General features: G+C 32.7%; 21 protein-coding genes. 5 read left to right on the forward strand and 16 right to left on the reverse strand.

The features are described from left to right. Nucleotides 1–82 precede the first annotated feature (82 nt). Together FUA22_RS09765 and FUA22_RS09770 are read left to right on the forward strand one after the other, a co-directional pair. Nucleotides 83–1,231, forward strand: coding sequence for a sensor histidine kinase (locus FUA22_RS09765; protein ID WP_147767792.1), 1,149 nt, complete (start codon nucleotides 83–85; stop codon nucleotides 1,229–1,231). A 3-nt stretch (nucleotides 1,232–1,234) separates the two neighbouring features. Next, the gene (locus tag FUA22_RS09770) at nucleotides 1,235–1,585 is read left to right on the forward strand and encodes a hypothetical protein (RefSeq protein WP_147767794.1); all 351 of its coding nucleotides are present in this window, start codon (nucleotides 1,235–1,237) and stop codon (nucleotides 1,583–1,585) included. Here the strand turns inward: FUA22_RS09770 and FUA22_RS09775 are convergent. After that, a complete protein-coding gene (locus FUA22_RS09775; protein ID WP_147767796.1) occupies nucleotides 1,580–1,969 on the reverse strand; it encodes an HIT family protein in 390 nt (129 codons plus the stop codon). The genes FUA22_RS09770 and FUA22_RS09775 overlap by 6 nt on opposite strands. Nucleotides 1,970–1,981: 12 nt before the next feature. After that, a complete protein-coding gene (gene greA / locus FUA22_RS09780) occupies nucleotides 1,982–2,455 on the reverse strand; it encodes a transcription elongation factor GreA (protein WP_147767798.1) in 474 nt (157 codons plus the stop codon). 139 nt (nucleotides 2,456–2,594) lie between these two features. Here greA and FUA22_RS09785 point away from each other — a divergent pair, with 139 nt between their 5' ends. Next, the gene (locus FUA22_RS09785) at nucleotides 2,595–3,023 is read left to right on the forward strand and encodes a Rieske (2Fe-2S) protein (protein WP_147767800.1); all 429 of its coding nucleotides are present in this window, start codon (nucleotides 2,595–2,597) and stop codon (nucleotides 3,021–3,023) included. A gap of 51 nt (nucleotides 3,024–3,074) precedes the next feature. On the opposite strand, the gene FUA22_RS09790 is transcribed toward FUA22_RS09785, so the two are convergent. The 8 genes from FUA22_RS09790 to FUA22_RS09825 form a co-directional block, all read right to left on the reverse strand. Then, complete coding sequence (locus tag FUA22_RS09790; protein WP_147767802.1) at nucleotides 3,075–5,207, reverse strand: TonB-dependent receptor; 2,133 nt, start codon at nucleotides 5,205–5,207, stop codon at nucleotides 3,075–3,077. A gap of 275 nt (nucleotides 5,208–5,482) precedes the next feature. Then, entirely contained in the window at nucleotides 5,483–5,872 is a 390-nt protein-coding gene (gene arfB / locus FUA22_RS09795; RefSeq protein WP_317132093.1) for an alternative ribosome rescue aminoacyl-tRNA hydrolase ArfB, read from the reverse strand. Between the two features lie 17 nt (nucleotides 5,873–5,889). Then, on the reverse strand, nucleotides 5,890–7,440 hold the full coding sequence (locus tag FUA22_RS09800; protein ID WP_147767806.1) for a DUF4301 family protein: 1,551 nt from the start codon (nucleotides 7,438–7,440) through the stop codon (nucleotides 5,890–5,892). Next, complete coding sequence (locus tag FUA22_RS09805; RefSeq protein WP_147767808.1) at nucleotides 7,440–8,006, reverse strand: AAA family ATPase; 567 nt, start codon at nucleotides 8,004–8,006, stop codon at nucleotides 7,440–7,442. Before FUA22_RS09805 ends, FUA22_RS09800 begins: the two co-directional genes overlap by 1 nt. Next, nucleotides 7,967–8,599 (reverse strand): nicotinamide riboside transporter PnuC, encoded by a 633-nt coding sequence (gene pnuC / locus FUA22_RS09810; protein ID WP_147767810.1) that lies wholly within the window; start codon nucleotides 8,597–8,599, stop codon nucleotides 7,967–7,969. The genes FUA22_RS09805 and pnuC overlap by 40 nt, the downstream gene beginning before the upstream one ends. After that, nucleotides 8,583–8,843: a thiamine-binding protein gene (locus FUA22_RS09815; RefSeq protein WP_147767812.1), complete on the reverse strand. Its 261-nt coding sequence runs from the start codon at nucleotides 8,841–8,843 to the stop codon at nucleotides 8,583–8,585. Before FUA22_RS09815 ends, pnuC begins: the two co-directional genes overlap by 17 nt. Before the next feature lies 1 nt (nucleotide 8,844). Next, a complete protein-coding gene (locus tag FUA22_RS09820; protein ID WP_147767814.1) occupies nucleotides 8,845–9,570 on the reverse strand; it encodes a phosphoglycerol geranylgeranyltransferase in 726 nt (241 codons plus the stop codon). After that, nucleotides 9,571–10,197, reverse strand: a complete 627-nt coding sequence (locus FUA22_RS09825; RefSeq protein ID WP_147767816.1) for a 4'-phosphopantetheinyl transferase family protein — start codon at nucleotides 10,195–10,197, stop codon at nucleotides 9,571–9,573. A 131-nt stretch (nucleotides 10,198–10,328) separates the two neighbouring features. Between FUA22_RS09825 and ahcY the strand changes: the two genes are divergently transcribed. After that, nucleotides 10,329–11,645: an adenosylhomocysteinase gene (gene ahcY / locus FUA22_RS09830; protein ID WP_147767819.1), complete on the forward strand. Its 1,317-nt coding sequence runs from the start codon at nucleotides 10,329–10,331 to the stop codon at nucleotides 11,643–11,645. Nucleotides 11,646–12,092: 447 nt separating this feature from the next. On the opposite strand, the gene rpmA is transcribed toward ahcY, so the two are convergent. The 4 genes from rpmA to FUA22_RS09850 form a co-directional block, all read right to left on the reverse strand. After that, complete coding sequence (gene rpmA / locus FUA22_RS09835; RefSeq protein WP_147767821.1) at nucleotides 12,093–12,353, reverse strand: 50S ribosomal protein L27; 261 nt, start codon at nucleotides 12,351–12,353, stop codon at nucleotides 12,093–12,095. A gap of 25 nt (nucleotides 12,354–12,378) precedes the next feature. Further along, a complete protein-coding gene (gene rplU, locus FUA22_RS09840; RefSeq protein ID WP_147767823.1) occupies nucleotides 12,379–12,897 on the reverse strand; it encodes a 50S ribosomal protein L21 in 519 nt (172 codons plus the stop codon). 98 nt (nucleotides 12,898–12,995) lie between these two features. After that, nucleotides 12,996–13,448: a DUF4199 domain-containing protein gene (locus FUA22_RS09845; protein ID WP_147767825.1), complete on the reverse strand. Its 453-nt coding sequence runs from the start codon at nucleotides 13,446–13,448 to the stop codon at nucleotides 12,996–12,998. A gap of 78 nt (nucleotides 13,449–13,526) precedes the next feature. After that, the gene (locus FUA22_RS09850) at nucleotides 13,527–14,402 is read right to left on the reverse strand and encodes a DMT family transporter (RefSeq protein WP_147767827.1); all 876 of its coding nucleotides are present in this window, start codon (nucleotides 14,400–14,402) and stop codon (nucleotides 13,527–13,529) included. A 160-nt stretch (nucleotides 14,403–14,562) separates the two neighbouring features. Here FUA22_RS09850 and FUA22_RS09855 point away from each other — a divergent pair, with 160 nt between their 5' ends. Continuing rightward, on the forward strand, nucleotides 14,563–15,057 hold the full coding sequence (locus tag FUA22_RS09855) for a heavy-metal-associated domain-containing protein (protein WP_147767829.1): 495 nt from the start codon (nucleotides 14,563–14,565) through the stop codon (nucleotides 15,055–15,057). Between the two features lie 46 nt (nucleotides 15,058–15,103). On the opposite strand, the gene gldD is transcribed toward FUA22_RS09855, so the two are convergent. Both gldD and FUA22_RS09865 read right to left on the reverse strand, forming a co-directional pair. Beyond that, a complete protein-coding gene (gldD, locus tag FUA22_RS09860; RefSeq protein WP_147767831.1) occupies nucleotides 15,104–15,682 on the reverse strand; it encodes a gliding motility lipoprotein GldD in 579 nt (192 codons plus the stop codon). Continuing rightward, the gene (locus tag FUA22_RS09865) at nucleotides 15,682–16,986 is read right to left on the reverse strand and encodes a gliding motility-associated protein GldE (RefSeq protein ID WP_147767833.1); all 1,305 of its coding nucleotides are present in this window, start codon (nucleotides 16,984–16,986) and stop codon (nucleotides 15,682–15,684) included. Before FUA22_RS09865 ends, gldD begins: the two co-directional genes overlap by 1 nt. Nucleotides 16,987–17,010: the final 24 nt, after the last annotated feature.

Consider the following 17,010-nt stretch of genomic DNA (forward strand, 5'->3'; position numbering starts at 1 on the left):
TGCTACTAAAAACATATTTACTAACAACTAGGGCAATAATATTAACAGATTTACATTATATTACATGTTAAATAAGCTTTTGATGATATTCACTAAACACCAAAATGCCTTCCGTTGGGTAATTATTGTTGCTTCGTTTATTATTGTTTCTGTTATTATGTGGAAAACCTACGAATTTTTCCAACATTTTAAGCATGAAGAACGTACTAAAATGGAGAATTGGTCCTTCGCACAATCTGATATTATTAATTCTGACACCAACACAAATCTTGACCTTACATTAAAGGTTTTAAACAGTAACCAAACTACGCCAATAATAGAGATTTTAGACAACGGGGAAATTGGAAGTCATAATAATATTGATGAATCTAAATTAACGGAATCAAAAATGGTCAAAAAACTCATTGCAAGGTTTGAAAAGGAAAACAAGCCTATTGAGGTTATTCTTGACGGCAGACTTCATAGTACAATATATTACGGAAACTCCCCTTTATTAAATAAACTTAAGTATTACCCTATTGCACTAATACTTATTGTAGTGCTTTTTGGAGCGGTAATTTTCTTCTTTTACAGTAGCAATAAAAATGCCACCCAAAACAAGTTATGGTCTGGAATGGCAAAAGAAACGGCGCATCAAATTGGCACACCTTTATCATCACTAATTGGATGGACCGAAATTTTAAAAAGCGAAAATGTAAATCCTGACTATATTTCTGAAATAGAAAAAGATGTAGACAGATTGCAAATAATTACTGAAAGGTTTAGTAAAATAGGATCTCTACCAACCCTAGAAACGGCCAATATTATTGAAGAAACCATTGAGTCTTATGATTATTTAAAAGCCAGGTCATCTAACCTTATAGAATTTGAACTTATTAAACCAGATGATTACATTCCCGTTAACCTAAACAAGCAACTTTATAGTTGGACTATTGAAAACTTAGTTAAAAACGCCATTGATGCTATGAAAGGGCGTGGGAAATTAACAGTTGAAATTTCTGAACTTGAAAACGACATTAAAGTGAGTGTGTCAGATACTGGGAAAGGTATTTCTAAAAAGCACTATACTAAGATTTTTGAACCCGGATTTACCACAAAAAAGCGTGGTTGGGGGTTAGGACTATCTCTAACAAAACGCATTATTGAAGATTTTCATGATGGTAAAATTAAGGTCCTTAATTCTGAAAAAGAAAAAGGAACTACCATTCAAATTAGTTTAAAACGGGCTTAGATTATGACTGAATCGTTTATTAAATTAAAAGAGGTTGTATTGAAAAACAACTGTCCGGAATGCTATAGTAACGAAGGTTTGCGATTAAGTTTCAAGCAAAAACTGATTGAAACTAAGTTTTATAAATCTATTACTTCAGAAGTTAATCATTCTTTAGAATGTAAAGTTTGTAATACCACTATTTATCCTGTCCAATGGACAGATGATATTGAACGTGTATTTGAATATCAACAAAAAGCCGTTAAACCAAAAAAGGCTTCAAAATATTTAAAACAAGCCTCTTGGATATCTATTTTATTATTCGCTTTAGTAATTATTACAATTACAATTTTAGCAATTTATCCTAACCTATAAATGGGATTGAATGGCACTAGCAATTTCCTGAAATTCTTCAGACGACAGCTTTACTTTTTGAATAAATCGTGCATCATCCATAGAGTGTAATGGAATTAAATGAACATGCACATGCGATACTTCTAACCCTATAACAGAAACTCCAACTCTTTCACATGGAATAGCTTTTTCAATAGCCATTGCCACGGTCCTTGAGAAACTCATTAATCCGTTATAAGTAGTTTCATCTAAATCGAAGATTTTATCAACTTCCTTTTTAGGTATACAAAGTGTATGCCCCTTACTATTTGGATTCACATCAAGAAACGCCAAATAATCTTCTGTTTCGACAATTTTATAACATGGTATTTCGCCATTAACTATTTTAGTGAAAATTGAAGCCATAATAAATTCTAATTATCTTGAAATCTCTATAATATCAAATTTCATAACACCATTTGGCACTTGAATTTCTGCTACATCACCAACAGATTTTCCTAATAGTCCTTTTCCAATAGGTGAATTCACCGAAATTTTACCAGAAGCTAAGTCTGCTTCTCCATCAGCCACTAAAGTATAGTTCATTTCCATACCGTTAGTTTGATTCTTTATTTTAACTTTTGATAATACTAATATTTTAGAATTATCTAATTGAGATTCATCTATCACCCTTGCACCAGCCAAAGCTTCTTCTAGTTTAGAAATTCTCATTTCTAACATTCCTTGAGCTTCTTTAGCAGCGTCATATTCGGCATTTTCACTTAAATCGCCTTTATCTCTAGCTTCAGCAATAGCTCTTGAGGCTTTTACACGCTCAACATCTTTCAATTGCTTCAACTCATCTCTTAATTTTTTTAATCCTTCAGGTGTATAGTAAGATACTTTACTCATAACTTCATCGTTTTTAATAAAAAGATGCTGAACAAGTCCAGCATCAAAAAAATCCCGCTTTCACGAGATTGTATTGCAAATATACAAAATAATTAAGTGGGTTTAGTTTTTATTGTAAATTGCATTTCATTTTTAAAATATGAAGTTTATATACTCCCTTATCGGCTTAATTCTATTAAGTGCTTGCAGTGGTAATTCTGAAGAAGACGAAAACTGCAAGTTTTTATTAGACATTAATGTTCGTGAAACAATAGATTTAAGTTTACCTCAGTATAGCCAGTTACAATTTGCGGGGAATTCTGAATACATCCCCTTTGGAGGAAATGCCGGTATTATTGTCGCAAGTACTGGTTTTGATTTTTATGCATGGGATGCCAGTGACCCTAATCATGTGCCAAGTGCTTGTTCTGCCTTAGTGCCTTCTGGTTTAGAAGCTACTTGTGGTTGCTCTGATAAAAACAAATATAGCCTTATTACTGGTGCACCTTTAGAAGATTCATCATTGCGTTGTTCCCTAAAGTTTTATAGAGTTGAAAAAAACGGGAATAGCCTTTTAATTTTCAACTAAAAAAAAAGCGACTCATTTTGAGTCGCCTTTAGCTTTATTATTCATTTAAATTTAGAACTTCAATGTTGCTCCAACTAAAAAGTTGGTTGTTGCCTGCGGATAATATCCAGTTCCCTCTATTGTTGTAATTGCAATCGGATCTGACCAATCATCATCATAAGTATAATAATAACCGTTAGAAACATATTTCTTATTGAATATGTTATTAACTAAACCTGATAAGATTATTGACTTGAATAACTTATTTGGTTTTATTTCAAAATTGATATTAAAATCATTAACAAAATAACTATCTAGTTTTGAAAACTCAGAATCTACATTACCCATATATTGCTCACCAACATATTTGCTTAAGAAAGATAACTGAAGATTTTTAGCAGGGTAGAAATTAAAAGCATTTCCTACTACTAAATCAGGTGAAAAAGAAATATTAGTATTCCCTAAATTAACCAAAGCACCATCAATTGAGGCACTAAAATCTCTATTTTTATTACTACTTAATGCAATGTTAGTTGAGGTGCTAAATGATTTACAGAATTGAATATTGGCATCAATTTCTAAACCTAATCTATAGCTCTTACCACTTGTGGCTCTTATAGGACTTCCAACATCATCAAGTCCCCCTGTTAATACTAATTGGTTTTGGTAGAACATATAATAAATATTACTACTAATCGCTAATTTATCTGTGTTGTGTCTCCACCCCAATTCAATATCATTTAGAGTTTCATTTTCTGTAACACCATTTTCGAAATCATCTCTATTTGGTTCTCTATTGGCTCTTGCGAAGGACACATACAAACTATTATTAATATTTGCCCGATACGTTAAACCTAATTTAGGATTGAAAAAACTAAAGTTAGCATCTGTTACAAATGGTGCTCTATCTGAATTTAAACCATTGGTTTTATAACTCACAAAACGCCCTTGTAAATCAACAAATCCAGTAACATCATCAGATAATTTAAAAGTGGCTTTAGAGAATACGCTGAAGTCATTTTTAGTGGCATCACCATCATAATATTGATCACGAATATCAGTATTTGGAGCTAAAGCAGATCCCCAAATAACTTCACCGAAATGATCTCCTGTATAAACACTATATGATAACCCAGTGATAAGCTCAATGGATTGATCTTTGTAAGTTACATTAGCATTAGCTACATAAAAATTGTTGTCTAACCAACGACGGACGATTACATCGGAATCATCTTCAATTAAATTAGCAAAGTCTTCTGCTGACTCTTCTAGTTTATATTGCTCAAAATACCCTTTTCCTTTGGTATAATTTAAACCAATATTAGTAGACCAATTATTATCAAAACGTTCGTTCCAATGTAATTGATAATGATCTTGCCAATAATTATCGGTTTCATTTTCATAAGTGTAGGGGTTTTGACGACGATCTTCCTTCAATTGTGCAGCATCTAAACCGTACCAAGACTGATAAGTATACTCTTTATTACCAAAAGTCAAAGCCTTAATCAAAGTATTACCATCTTTATAAATACCTTGCAAGAAATACGATTTTAAATCTGTAAAAGCTCTATCTACATAACCATCAGAATCTATTTTTGAAAAGCGCCCTGAGATTTCAAAATAATCGTCAATTAGTCCCGTACTTAATTTAACTGTATGTTTTCTGGTATTATAACTACCAAAACTATTTGAAATTTCGGCATAAGCTTCTTTTGCAAAAGCATCTGTCAATACATTTAAACTAGCACCAAAAGCACCGGAACCATTAGTTGAAGTTCCAACACCACGTTGCAATTGTAAGCTCTCTGTAGACGATGCAAAATCACCTAAATTTACCCAAAATGTTCCTTGGCTTTCAGGATCGTTGTACGGAATTCCATTAATAGTTACATTAACTCTTGTTGCATCTGTACCACGCACACGAATTCCTGTGTAACCTATACCCGCTCCCGCATCACTTGTTGTAACCACTGACGGCAGATAATTTAGCAAGACAGGTAAATCTTGCCCTAAATTACGTTTTGCTAATTCTTCCTTTTTTACATTTGAATGAGTAATTGGAGAATCTGCATCAACCCTTACTGCCTTTACTAAAACTTCATCTAGCTTTTCTGTATTGGTTGAATCTTGTTTAACTTGATTTTGTTGCGCACATACGCTGACCGATAACACAAACAGTGTTAAAAAAAGAAATAAATTTTTCATGTCGATTAAAAAAAATAATAATCGAATAAAAAGAGGTAATTATTCTTTATGTTAATTAAAAATTGATTTTTGATACTCTTAATATTAAGACCTATCTACTTAGCTCTAGGTAACAAACCAAAAAATATCTAAACGGCGATTATCGCCTTCCTAAACAGCATTACCTGTTCTAGGTTCAATGGGTATGATCTCAGCCACTTTTAAGGCACCCCTTTTTGAGAACGCCGCAAAGATATACTAGAAATACGAAATATGAATTACGTTTTGTGATTTTTTTAGTCAATATTCGGTTTGCGCCTGTTTGCCTTTTTTTCTGATTTTATTCGTTTGTTCTTTAAACGTTTTCTAATTACCGACTTAGGTGTTTTAGTTGAAATTCGTCTTTTTTGAACTGTAAGAGACCCTCTAATTATATCGAAAAACCGTTTTATAACTAGCCCCTTATTTTTATGTTGACTCCTTGTTTCATCGCATTGCAGAATTAGTAAGCCTTCTTTTGTTAATCTGTTTTGAAGTTTTAGTAACAATAAATTCTTTTGATCTTCCGAGAGAGCTTTAGAATCTTTTAGGTTAAAAAGCAACTCAGTTTTACTAGCTACTTTATTCACATGTTGACCTCCACTTCCAGAGCTTCTAACAGCTTTAAAAGTAAGTTCTTTTAGCAAGATTTCTTTGTTAAACATTACTTTACCTGATGAGCCGGATTAAGCAAATCATTCACTGTTTTTACCGGATTAAATGTTTCCAAGGGCACTTCAACAAAAACTGAATTCCAATATGCCATACTACCATTCCAGAGCCCAGGAAGTTCTAGAGCTTTAATATCAGTTCCATTTTGAGTTTTCATGGTTATAAAAGCCGCATCAGGATCTACGTACTTTTTAAGATTGAATTTCTCTCCTTTATAATTTCTTACTCCACAAACTAAATCTGTGGGATTAAAATGAGTTGCTTTATAAACTATTGCCTGTTGCTCTTTATCACTGAAATTAATTTGAGCAAATTCCACTATTTGAAGCGAGACATTACCATGATCATCTTTAACCCAAAATGGACCTCCACCAGGTTGCCCTTCATTTTTAACCATGCCGCAAACTCTTAAAGGTCTATTGAATTTTTCTTTTAAATAAGTTGCTTTTCCTTCAGAACTAAATGCATCAAAATCTTGCGATATAGATACGTTCAACCTATGAATTAAAAACAAGGCCATGATTTTGAAATCTTCAGTATCACAATCATTCTTATCTAGTTTATTCAAATAGGCAAATATCTTTTCTTGAATATTGAGTAGAACTCCTGCAAGCAATTTTTTATATTCTGAAATTGAACTGTTCTTTTCGGCTACAGCAATATTATCAATGTTCTTTATAAAAAGAAGATCATAATCTAATTCATTTAAGTTTTCTAATAGAGCTCCATGACCAGCAGGCCTGAACAATATAGATCCATCTTCTTTTCTGTATATAGAATTATCTGTATTCAATGCTAAGGTCTCAGTTTCTTCCTTTTGATAAGAATAAGAAACATTAAAAGCCACATCTGTTTCCTTTTGTAATTCGTTACTTATTTTTCCAAATTCTTTCTTAAAAAAATCATGATGCTTTTCTGAAACTGTAAAATGAAGATTAGCCTTATTATTTGAACTAGCGTAAATAGTAGATTCTAATAAATGCTCTCTGAAAGCAGAAACTGGTTCATCTTCATACTTATGAAAGGGCAATAATCCTTTTGGGAAAAAACCATAATTTAAAGCATCATCATCTACCATAGCTCTTACAAAAGCCAAAGATTTTTCACCAATAGACAACTTATCATAATCCAGATTTAAACCTCTTATATAATTGATTACTTCATTATAAAACGGGAACGCTTCCAAATCTTCAAAAAAGATTTCCAACAAATTATCATTATGCCGTTCAATGAATTGCTTTAATGTGCTTTTATTCGGATTAAAATTTTTAAGAAACTGGAACAAAAATTTAAACATCCTAGTTGCTGCACCAGAAGCTGGAACAAATTTTACAATTTCAAGATTATTCTTTTTACCATCAAAAAGTTGAATAAGTTCTTGTGATTCAGCTTCAGAGAAACGCTCAATACCCCTTCCAATAGTTGCAGCCGCCAACAATTTAGAATATGACATGCCGTTCTTTAAACGTTGTATTTGAGAGTTTACTTGATCTATAGTAATACCCTTATTATGTATGTGTTGAATATCTTTTTCTGTAAACATTACTTTTTATTTAATAGATTATCAATCTGCTTAACAGCTTCTTCCAATCTTTCTTTCATATTTCCTTTAAGTAGAATATAAGGCCTATTTTGCTTTATTAATTCATCTTGAAAAGCCTTAAACATACGTGTTCTTTCATTTGGTTTATCGCGTAAATCATCCGCTTCCCAAGGTGTATCAATATAGGTTAAAAAATACAAATCGTAAGTGTTTTCTATGGCGTATTTCTCTAGAAATGGATCACATTTCCCTGCGTAATATGCTTCCGAATAAACTTTGGTTTCCAAAAGATCTGTATCACAAATTAAAATGGAATCTGCTTTTTTTGCCAAATCATTTTCAAGTCTCATTTGACCCTTTGCAATGGGTAATAAATCTTTCTGTTCACAAGTTTTACGTTCGTTATTCCATTTATTTTGAAGATACTCACGTGCATACTCAGGCACCCAAACTGAATTATAATGTCTGGCAAGTTGCCTAGACAAAGTTGTTTTGCCTGTAGACTCTGGACCAAACAAAACTATTTTTATGCAGTTTGCTGGTTGCTGTTTAAGGTCTTTTTCCATGCTAAATATCCAAATATAGCTATAATTGTAAATACTAAATACTGAAGGCTTGTGAGCGTAAATCCTTTATAAAAATAAAGTGGCACTGAAATAATATCACCTACTATCCAGTAAATCCAATTTTCAATTTTTCGTCTTGCCATTAACCACATTCCAACAAAGAATATTGCCGTGGTTATGGTATCAATATAAGCCACCCAGCTCGTCCATTTATCAAAGGTTTTGTATACTATAAACACGAACAATAAAGTTGCAAAGAAAATAAAAACACTGGCTACGTTTTCCTTTTTGGTACTTCTTGAAATTGGGGTTACATGGGTTTCATCTACTTTTCTAGTCCACACAAACCAGCCATAAACACTCATTATAAAATAGTATCCGTTTATCATCATATCCCCAAGAAGTTCCCATTTTAAAAGTAGGTATACAAATATGATGGTACTAATCATTCCAGTTGGGAATACTAAAACTTTGTTTTGCTTGGAATACCAAACTGAGAGGAACCCGAAAATTATTGCTATAGACTCTAAAGCTATATCTATAGTTTCATACCCCGAATACTGCTCGAAGAAAAATTCAAAAATGAGGCTCATAATCGTGTCTATCAGATTTTACGATTTTCATGTGCAACAAACCCCTATCTATTAAATCAAAAGCCTCTTTTATTTCTGAAGTTAACAGATTCATTACCTCATCATAATCACCATAAACCTGTGTACTTAAAGGGTTCTCCAAAACATTTAAGTTGGAGGCTCTAAGTTTTTTTATAAAATGAATAATTGCAGGTTCAAAATCGTCATGCAATGGTGTTAGTGTTAATTCTACTGATATTTTCATATTATTTTTTTATCTCTTTAAAAAACGATTCATCCTCCTCAAAAGCAGTACCAATAACAACTAGGTCTGCACCGCTTTTGTAAGCCTCATCTAGATCCTCTTTTGTTCTTATTCCTCCTCCAACTATAAGAGGTATTTTTAATTCTTTTTTTGCTTCAACAATTATCTTATTCGAAATTGAATTAAGAGCACCACTGCCTGCTTCCAAATATATCAATTTCATACCTAAAAGCTCACCTGCTTTAGCTGTATCAACAATTTTCTGAATACTATTTCTTGGCATAGGGCTAGTTCCTGTTACTCTTTCAACTGCTGATTCTTTTCCACTTTCAATCAAAATATACCCTGTTGAAATCACCTCAAGATTTGTCTTCTTCAATTTTGAAACTGAATCAATATGTTTCCCTATTAAATACTCAGAATTCCTGCCTGAAATAAGTGACAAAAACAAAATTGCATCTGCTTTATCTGTTATCTGATACACATCACCAGGAAACAATATAACAGGAAGCTTAGTATGGCTTTTTATTTCCTCAACTAAAAGGTCTGTTGAATTTTCATCAACCGTACTCCCTCCAACAAAAACATGAGTAGTAATAGATTGATTCAATTTTGAAATAAAAGCTCCAACTTTTTCAATAGTCATCTTATCTGGGTCAATCAAAACCGCCAGAAGCTTCTTTCCATTTAAAACGGATGATAGTATGTTGTTATAAATTGTATCCATTTAAGCAATTGCATAAGCACATGAAAACCCTTCAAATTCTAAAAATTGAATGCTGTATCGATACTTCTTGTTTTTATAATCAATCCATGCAGTGGTTTCCTGATCTTCAATGTTAAACGGAATCACCAAACAATGATCTTTAAAACTCAACCCTGGGGTTGCAAAAAGCTTGTATAATGATTCTTTAATGCACCAAAGTAGGGTTAATTTTTTTATATAATCGGATGCTTCTTCGTTTAAATAATCATTTTCGTAATCAATAAACTTATGAGCAATGATTGTTATTTTATCTCGTTGTTTTTCAACATCAATCCCAACAATTAAATCACTAATAATAACTGCTGAAAAATTAAAGGAATGTGTTATTGAAATCTGTTTACCATCTTTTAAATGTGGTTTTCCACATTCATCATAAAACAAATCAGAATCCTGATAACCGAATTCTCGCAACAAATGTCTCACACTTAAAAAACCTCGCTGGTGCATTTCGCTTTTCATATCTTCAACACGTTCTTGACTTGCTACAGTTAAAGCTAAAGGTTTCATAAGTTCTTTGTACGACTCAGAAATCTTCCAGATTTTAACACAAGTTTGTGAGTTGGGGATAATGGTTTTATAAAGAGGCATTTAATATTCTGAAAGTTATTGGTTATCTTTGCACCGCCTTAAGCGAATTTAATATTTTGATTAGCGAATTTAAGTATTTTAGGCACTAATCACAATCAAGTTTAGGTTTTAAAACAAAAAGAAAAATTGATATGAGCACAAAAACAATTCCTTACGTTGCGAATAAAGTAAAAGATATTTCACTATCCGATTGGGGAAGAAAAGAGATTGAATTAGCCGAAGCAGAAATGCCTGGGTTAATGAGTCTTCGTGAAGAATACAAGGAGTCCCAACCTTTAAAAGGAGCACGTATTGCTGGTTGTTTACATATGACTATTCAAACAGCAGTGTTAATTGAAACTTTGCAAGCTTTAGGTGCCGAGGTAACTTGGAGTTCTTGTAACATCTTCTCTACACAAGATCAAGCTGCCGCAGCTATTGCTGCTGCAGGAACTGCTGTTTATGCTTGGAAAGACATGACTGAAGAAGAATTTGATTGGTGTATAGAACAAACTTTATTTTTTGGTGAAAACAGACAACCGTTAAACATGATTTTGGATGATGGAGGTGATTTAACCAATATGGTTTTAGACAAATATCCAGAATTAGCTGCAGGAATTAACGGTTTATCTGAAGAAACTACTACAGGTGTTCACAGGCTTTATGAACGTGTAAAAAATGGAACACTCCCAATGCCTGCAATTAATGTAAATGATTCTGTCACAAAATCTAAATTCGACAACAAATACGGTTGTAAAGAAAGTGCTGTAGATGCAATACGTCGTGCCACTGATATTATGTTGGCAGGAAAACGTGTTACGGTTTGTGGTTATGGCGATGTTGGTAAAGGTACGGCAGCGTCTTTTAAAGGCGCAGGAAGTATCGTTACCATTACAGAAATAGACCCAATATGTGCTTTACAAGCTGCTATGGATGGTTTTGAAGTTAAAAAACTGGAAACTGTAATTGGCAATACAGATATTGTTATTACAACCACAGGAAATAAGGATATTGTACAAGGACGTCATTTTGAAGCTTTAAAAGACAAGGCTATAGTTTGTAACATCGGGCATTTTGATAACGAAATTGATATGGCTTGGTTAAACGAAAACCATGGTCATACCAAAAACACTATCAAGCCTCAGGTAGATAAATACACAATCAACGGAAAAGATATTATTATACTTGCCGAAGGTCGTTTAGTAAACCTAGGTTGTGCAACAGGTCACCCAAGTTTTGTAATGAGTAACTCATTTACAAACCAAACTTTAGCACAAATTGAACTTTGGAATAATGCCGATGCTTACAAAAACGATGTGTATATGTTGCCTAAAGCATTAGACGAAAAAGTAGCAAAACTACACTTAGCTAAAATAGGTGTTGAGTTAACAGAATTGCGTGAAGACCAAGCGGAATACATTGGTGTTACAGTTAAAGGCCCATACAAGCCAGAGCATTATAGATATTAATCTAGACTTCTTAGATTCCTAGATTTTTAGAATATCAGATGAAATCCCAAACAGAAATGTTTGGGGTTTTTTATTTGGGGGTTACCCTTTCAGGTCAGGCTTTACTAATTGTGTTAAAATTACTAATTAATGTATTCATGAATATAAATATTTCACTACTCGCTCCCTCCTTCGTCTGGGAGCTCAAACAGACCGTTCAATCCATAACGCAGAATCACAAAGTGCAACAAACACATGTATAGTTCTCGGTTTTGATTGCCCAAAACTTATACAGATAACAAATAAAAAAATGTCGCTAAAGATTTATTCATAAAACTTTAAACGGCAGCAAGCATAATATAGTGTGCAACTAGGAAACAATAACCTTCTGCAAGCAAAACCTGTTTTCAACAAAAAAGCCCTTTCTGTTTCCAGAAAGGGCTTTTTTAATATCATTAAACCTTAATCTTAAGCATCAAATGGCTCAATGGATACATAAGATTTATTGTCTTTCTTTTTTGTGAATTTTACAATACCATCTACTCTGGCATGTAATGTATGATCTTTAGAAGAATATACGTTCTCACCTGGGTGATGTGTATTTCCTCTTTGTCTTACGATAATGTTTCCTGCAATTGCAGCTTGACCACCAAAAATCTTAACACCTAAGCGTTTCGATTCTGATTCTCTACCGTTTTTCGAACTTCCGACTCCTTTTTTATGTGCCATTTTATTTCGATTTTATATTGTTATACTAACTTAATGCAGCAATTAAATCGGCTTTCTTCATTGAAGAAATCCCAGTAACTCCTTTTGCTTTAGCCAATTCTTTTAATTCAGCAACAGTTAATTTGCTTAAATCTTGAGTAACTTCAGCTGGTTTAGCTTCTGCTTTTGGTGCCTCAGCTTTAGGTGCTTCTTTCTTAGCAGCAGCTTTAGCTGGTGCAGCTTTTTTAGCTCCTGAAGCAGCAATACTTTCAATTACTATTTCTGTTAAAGCTTGACGGTGACCATTTTTTACACGGTAACCTTTACGTCTTTTCTTTTTGAAGACGATTACTTTATCACCTTTAAGGTGCTTAACGACTTTTGCTCCTACTTGAGCGCCGTCTATAGCCGGGGCGCCTACAGTTACATTGTCACCATCTGCAACAAGAAGAACATTATCGAAAGCTACTTTCTTTCCTTCTTCTGTTTGTAAACGGTTAACAAAAACTTTTTGGTCTTTTTCAACTTTGAATTGATGCCCTGCTATCTCTACAATTGCGTACATAGCGTAACGTTTTTATTAATTAATTCTATTAAACAAACACCTTTGATTCCTCAAAGGCGGGTGCAAATATACTGCTAAATAATTAAACTACAAACGTTTTATTTATTTTGAGAAATATTTCTGCTGTTCTTAAAAAGCTGCATGACTGCTAAGGTAGCTACTACGGTTGTTGCCAACCCCATAACGGCTACAACAAAAGTCACCATACCTATATCAACTTTAAATTTACCATTAAAAGTTTGCATCAATTCAGGCAAAAAATCAGGATTTACCTCAGTGGAATAAAATAAAAAGAAAGCAGTGAATAATAGAGTTGCAACAAACCCTGTAATCATGCCTGTTTTAAACCCTTCTCCATAAGAAAACGAATCAGATAATTGAAACTTACTTAATCTTACCGCTTCATATACACCAAAACCAGTGATGAGTGCATTAAAAAAACTAAAAGCAGGATTTATGTGTTTATTGAACAAGGATAAGATTAAAAAATATGCTATTAAAACAGCACTTGTTACAAGGCCAAATCTGACTGGAAGTGATAGTGTTTTCATCTTTTCTAGAGGTGTTAGGTTCTTAAATTTCGTGAAAAATTATGAGAATCAACAATTTAACTCTAAAATTTCAGATCGTTATCCCTTCTTTTTATGTGCTAAATACACCCCAATAAGAATTATAATAGTTGCAAATCCCTGCCAAAACCCAAAACGTTCTCCATCTAAAACCCCCCAAAAAACAGCTACAATTGGCATTAAATAAGTAACAGAAACAGCAAAAACTGGTGTAGATACTTGTACCAATTTATTAAATAACACTTTTGCCACTGCTGTTCCAAATAACGACAAGAGCAGCATATACAGTAATGCTGGTTTTAAATGTTCGTTAGTAAGTGTTTCTTCTTTAAAAAACCCTGTACTTATTAAAACTATAATTGCCGGAATCATGATAACTACAAAATTGCCAACGGCAATCGTTAATGCTTTTACATGCTGTAAATGTTGCTTTATAATATTTGTACTGGCAGCATACATGAATGTAGCTATAATTACTAAAGAAGCATAAAGATAATTTTGATTTGGGTTTAATGTAGCCCCATTCATAATTAGCATTATGGTTCCAATCAATCCAACAAATACTCCCAAAACCTGTCGCTTACTTGATTTCATTTTAAAAATCAAAAAACCAATTATTATGGTATTTAACGGCACTAAAGAGTTTAATATAGAAGCAATGGAGCTATCTATTTCCGTTTCTGCAAAAGCAAAAAGAAATGCAGGGAAAAAAGTCCCCAATAGTCCGGTTAGAATAATCCCTTTCCATTCTTTAATACGAATTTCTTTTACTCTTTTAAACCCTATAATGAACAGAAATGTTCCTGTGAATATGATTCTGATGGCTCCTAACTGCATTGGAGTCAAACCTACCAACCCCTTTTTAATAAGTATGAATGAGCTACCCCAAATTAATGAAAGTACAATTAGGTAAACCCATTTAATATTTCTTCCCATACCTATACAAATTTTGCATACACAAAAGTGCGTATTTTTAATTCAATACACAGCTTTATTTAGTAATTTTGCAATTGCATAAGGTGTTAATTAATTCTTAAGTCCTTTGATTATTAACGCTGTATTAGTAAATTGTTTATCCTTTTAAATTTCTATCATAATGAAAACATTAAAAAATATTATGGCCCTTGCAATAATGGTTCTAATAACTCTTAATTGCAAAAATGAAGTAAAACCAGAAGTTAAGACGGTTGACGTTGCTTCTGAAACTTCAAAAACTTTAGACCCAAACGCTAACTACACAAAAGCTGAATTTAAAATTGATGGTATGACCTGTGAAATTGGTTGTGCTAAGACCATTGAAAAGAAAATAGCAAAAATGGAAGGCGTAAAGTCTGCTAAGGTAGATTTTGACAGAAAACTAGCTATGGTTGAATATAATGATGCTAAAGTAACTACAACTTCTTTAGAAGAAACCGTAACTAAAGTTGCCGACATTTATAAAGTTAGTGATATGAAATCTGTTGATGATTTTTCGACAGGAAAGAAATGTGCTGATGACTGTAAAAAAGAATGTTGTGCAGATAAAACCGAAGTAGAGAAAAAAGCATGTGCAGAAGATTGTAAAAAGGCCTGTTGCGCACAAAAAGCTTAACGAGTTTTTATTAGAAATAAAGCTTCTCTTTTTAAGGGAAGCTTTTTTATTTCCACCTAAGGGTTTCCATAATATGCATAATATCTTTTTGAAGATAATTTGCTGCCGGTAAAATTGAATCATAATTAGGTCTCGCATAAAAGTATAAAGAACCTGTTAAAAAATGATTCACACTATCCGTTACATAAAACTGTGCAGGGGACGCGACATTACCCTTCACTTCAGACAAAGTACCATAAACTTTATGCTCTGCATTTTCATATGGTGTAACCGGAATCTCATCGGCTTTTTTAGTATGTTCTAAAGTGAATTTCTGAGCATCACGCAGAAAATTCTGCAAGTTTTTTTTATTGCCTTCAACCGCTTTATAGGTTAAAAAAATAGTTCCCTTTAGTGTTTGGTATTCTATATTAATACCATAGCTCTTTGTTGGAGCTTTCATTTCTTTTAAAGAAATATTTTCAGCTAATAAATTGGTTTCAAACGAAAAAGGCACTTTAAAATTAGACTTCACATATTTTGCTTCTGGGTAATCTAACCTTAAAAAAGCTTTAGGCTTTGGCTTATAATCTTCACCACAAGAAACACAAACAATAACCAGGAAAAGTAAAAAATAACGACTCATTAGGTAATAGTGAATTTTACAAGTTTAATTCTTTTTCGGTCTAAAGCTTCAATAGTAAAAACGTAATTTTTGAAATTTATTTTACTATTCAATTTCGGAAAGCTTCCAGATATTTCTAAAACAAAACCAGCAATGGTCTCGGCTTCACCTTTATTTTCTTCAAAAAGATCTTCGTCTTCAATTTTGGTTATTCTATAAATATCTTTTAAAGCTGTTTTCCCTTCAAACACATAGTTGTTCTCATCTAATTTAGAGTATTGCAAATCTTCATCATCAAACTCATCACTAATATCGCCTACAATTTCTTCAATAATATCTTCTAAAGAAATCAAACCAGAGGTTCCTCCATATTCATCAACAACAACTGCTAAATGCACTTTTTTATCTTGGAATTCAGCCATTAAATCGTCCAACTTTTTATTCTCTGGAACAAAAAATGGTTCTCTAATCAATTTTACCCAATTAAATTGTTTCTTATTTATATGAGGTAACAAATCTTTTACATAAAGTATCCCTTTAATTTGATCAATGTTATCTTCAAAAACTGGAATTCTTGAATACCCTTTTGCAATTATTTCAGGCATAATTTCTGCATATTTTTGCTCTACATTTAAGGCAAAAATATCAATGCGCGGACGCATAACTTGTTTAGTATCGGTATTTCCAAATGACACAATGCCCTGTAAAATCTTATGCTCCTCTTTAGTTGTATCTTCTTCACTTGTAAGCTCTAATGCTTGTGATAATTGATCTACACTCAAATTAGATTTACGTCTACCTAATTTATTATGGATAGCCAAGGTTACACTTTGCATTGGTAAACTAACGGGAGAAAAAACCACATCTAAAACCTTAAGCGGATACGCCATAAAAGAAGCAAACTTTACATTGTTTCTGCTAGCATAAATCTTGGGTAATATTTCACCAAAAAGCAAGATTAAAAAGGTAATTACAATTACTTCAATAATAAACTTCACTGTTGGATCTGAAATATTTCCAAAAATAAAATCGCCCAAATAAGCAAATAAAATAACCGTAGCAATATTTATAAAATTATTCGCAACAAGAATAGTTGCCAATAGCTTTTTAGGTCTGTCTAATAGTTTTGAAACTAATTGCAAGCGTTTAGACTTTTCCTCTAAACCTATTTCAATATCATTTTTACTCAGCGAGAAAAGCGCCACTTCGGCACCAGAAATAAGCGCAGAACAAATTAAAAGTATAATCAGCAATACAAAACCAGAAACAACTGAAAAATCAATTGTAATGAATAGGCTTACAAAACTGGAAGGGTCAGGGTCCAAATACTTTGGTTTTAGTTAAACAAA

The sequence above is a fragment of the Seonamhaeicola maritimus genome, from assembly GCF_008056315.1.
In the GTDB taxonomy this organism is placed as follows: Bacteria; Bacteroidota; Bacteroidia; order Flavobacteriales; family Flavobacteriaceae; genus Seonamhaeicola; species Seonamhaeicola maritimus.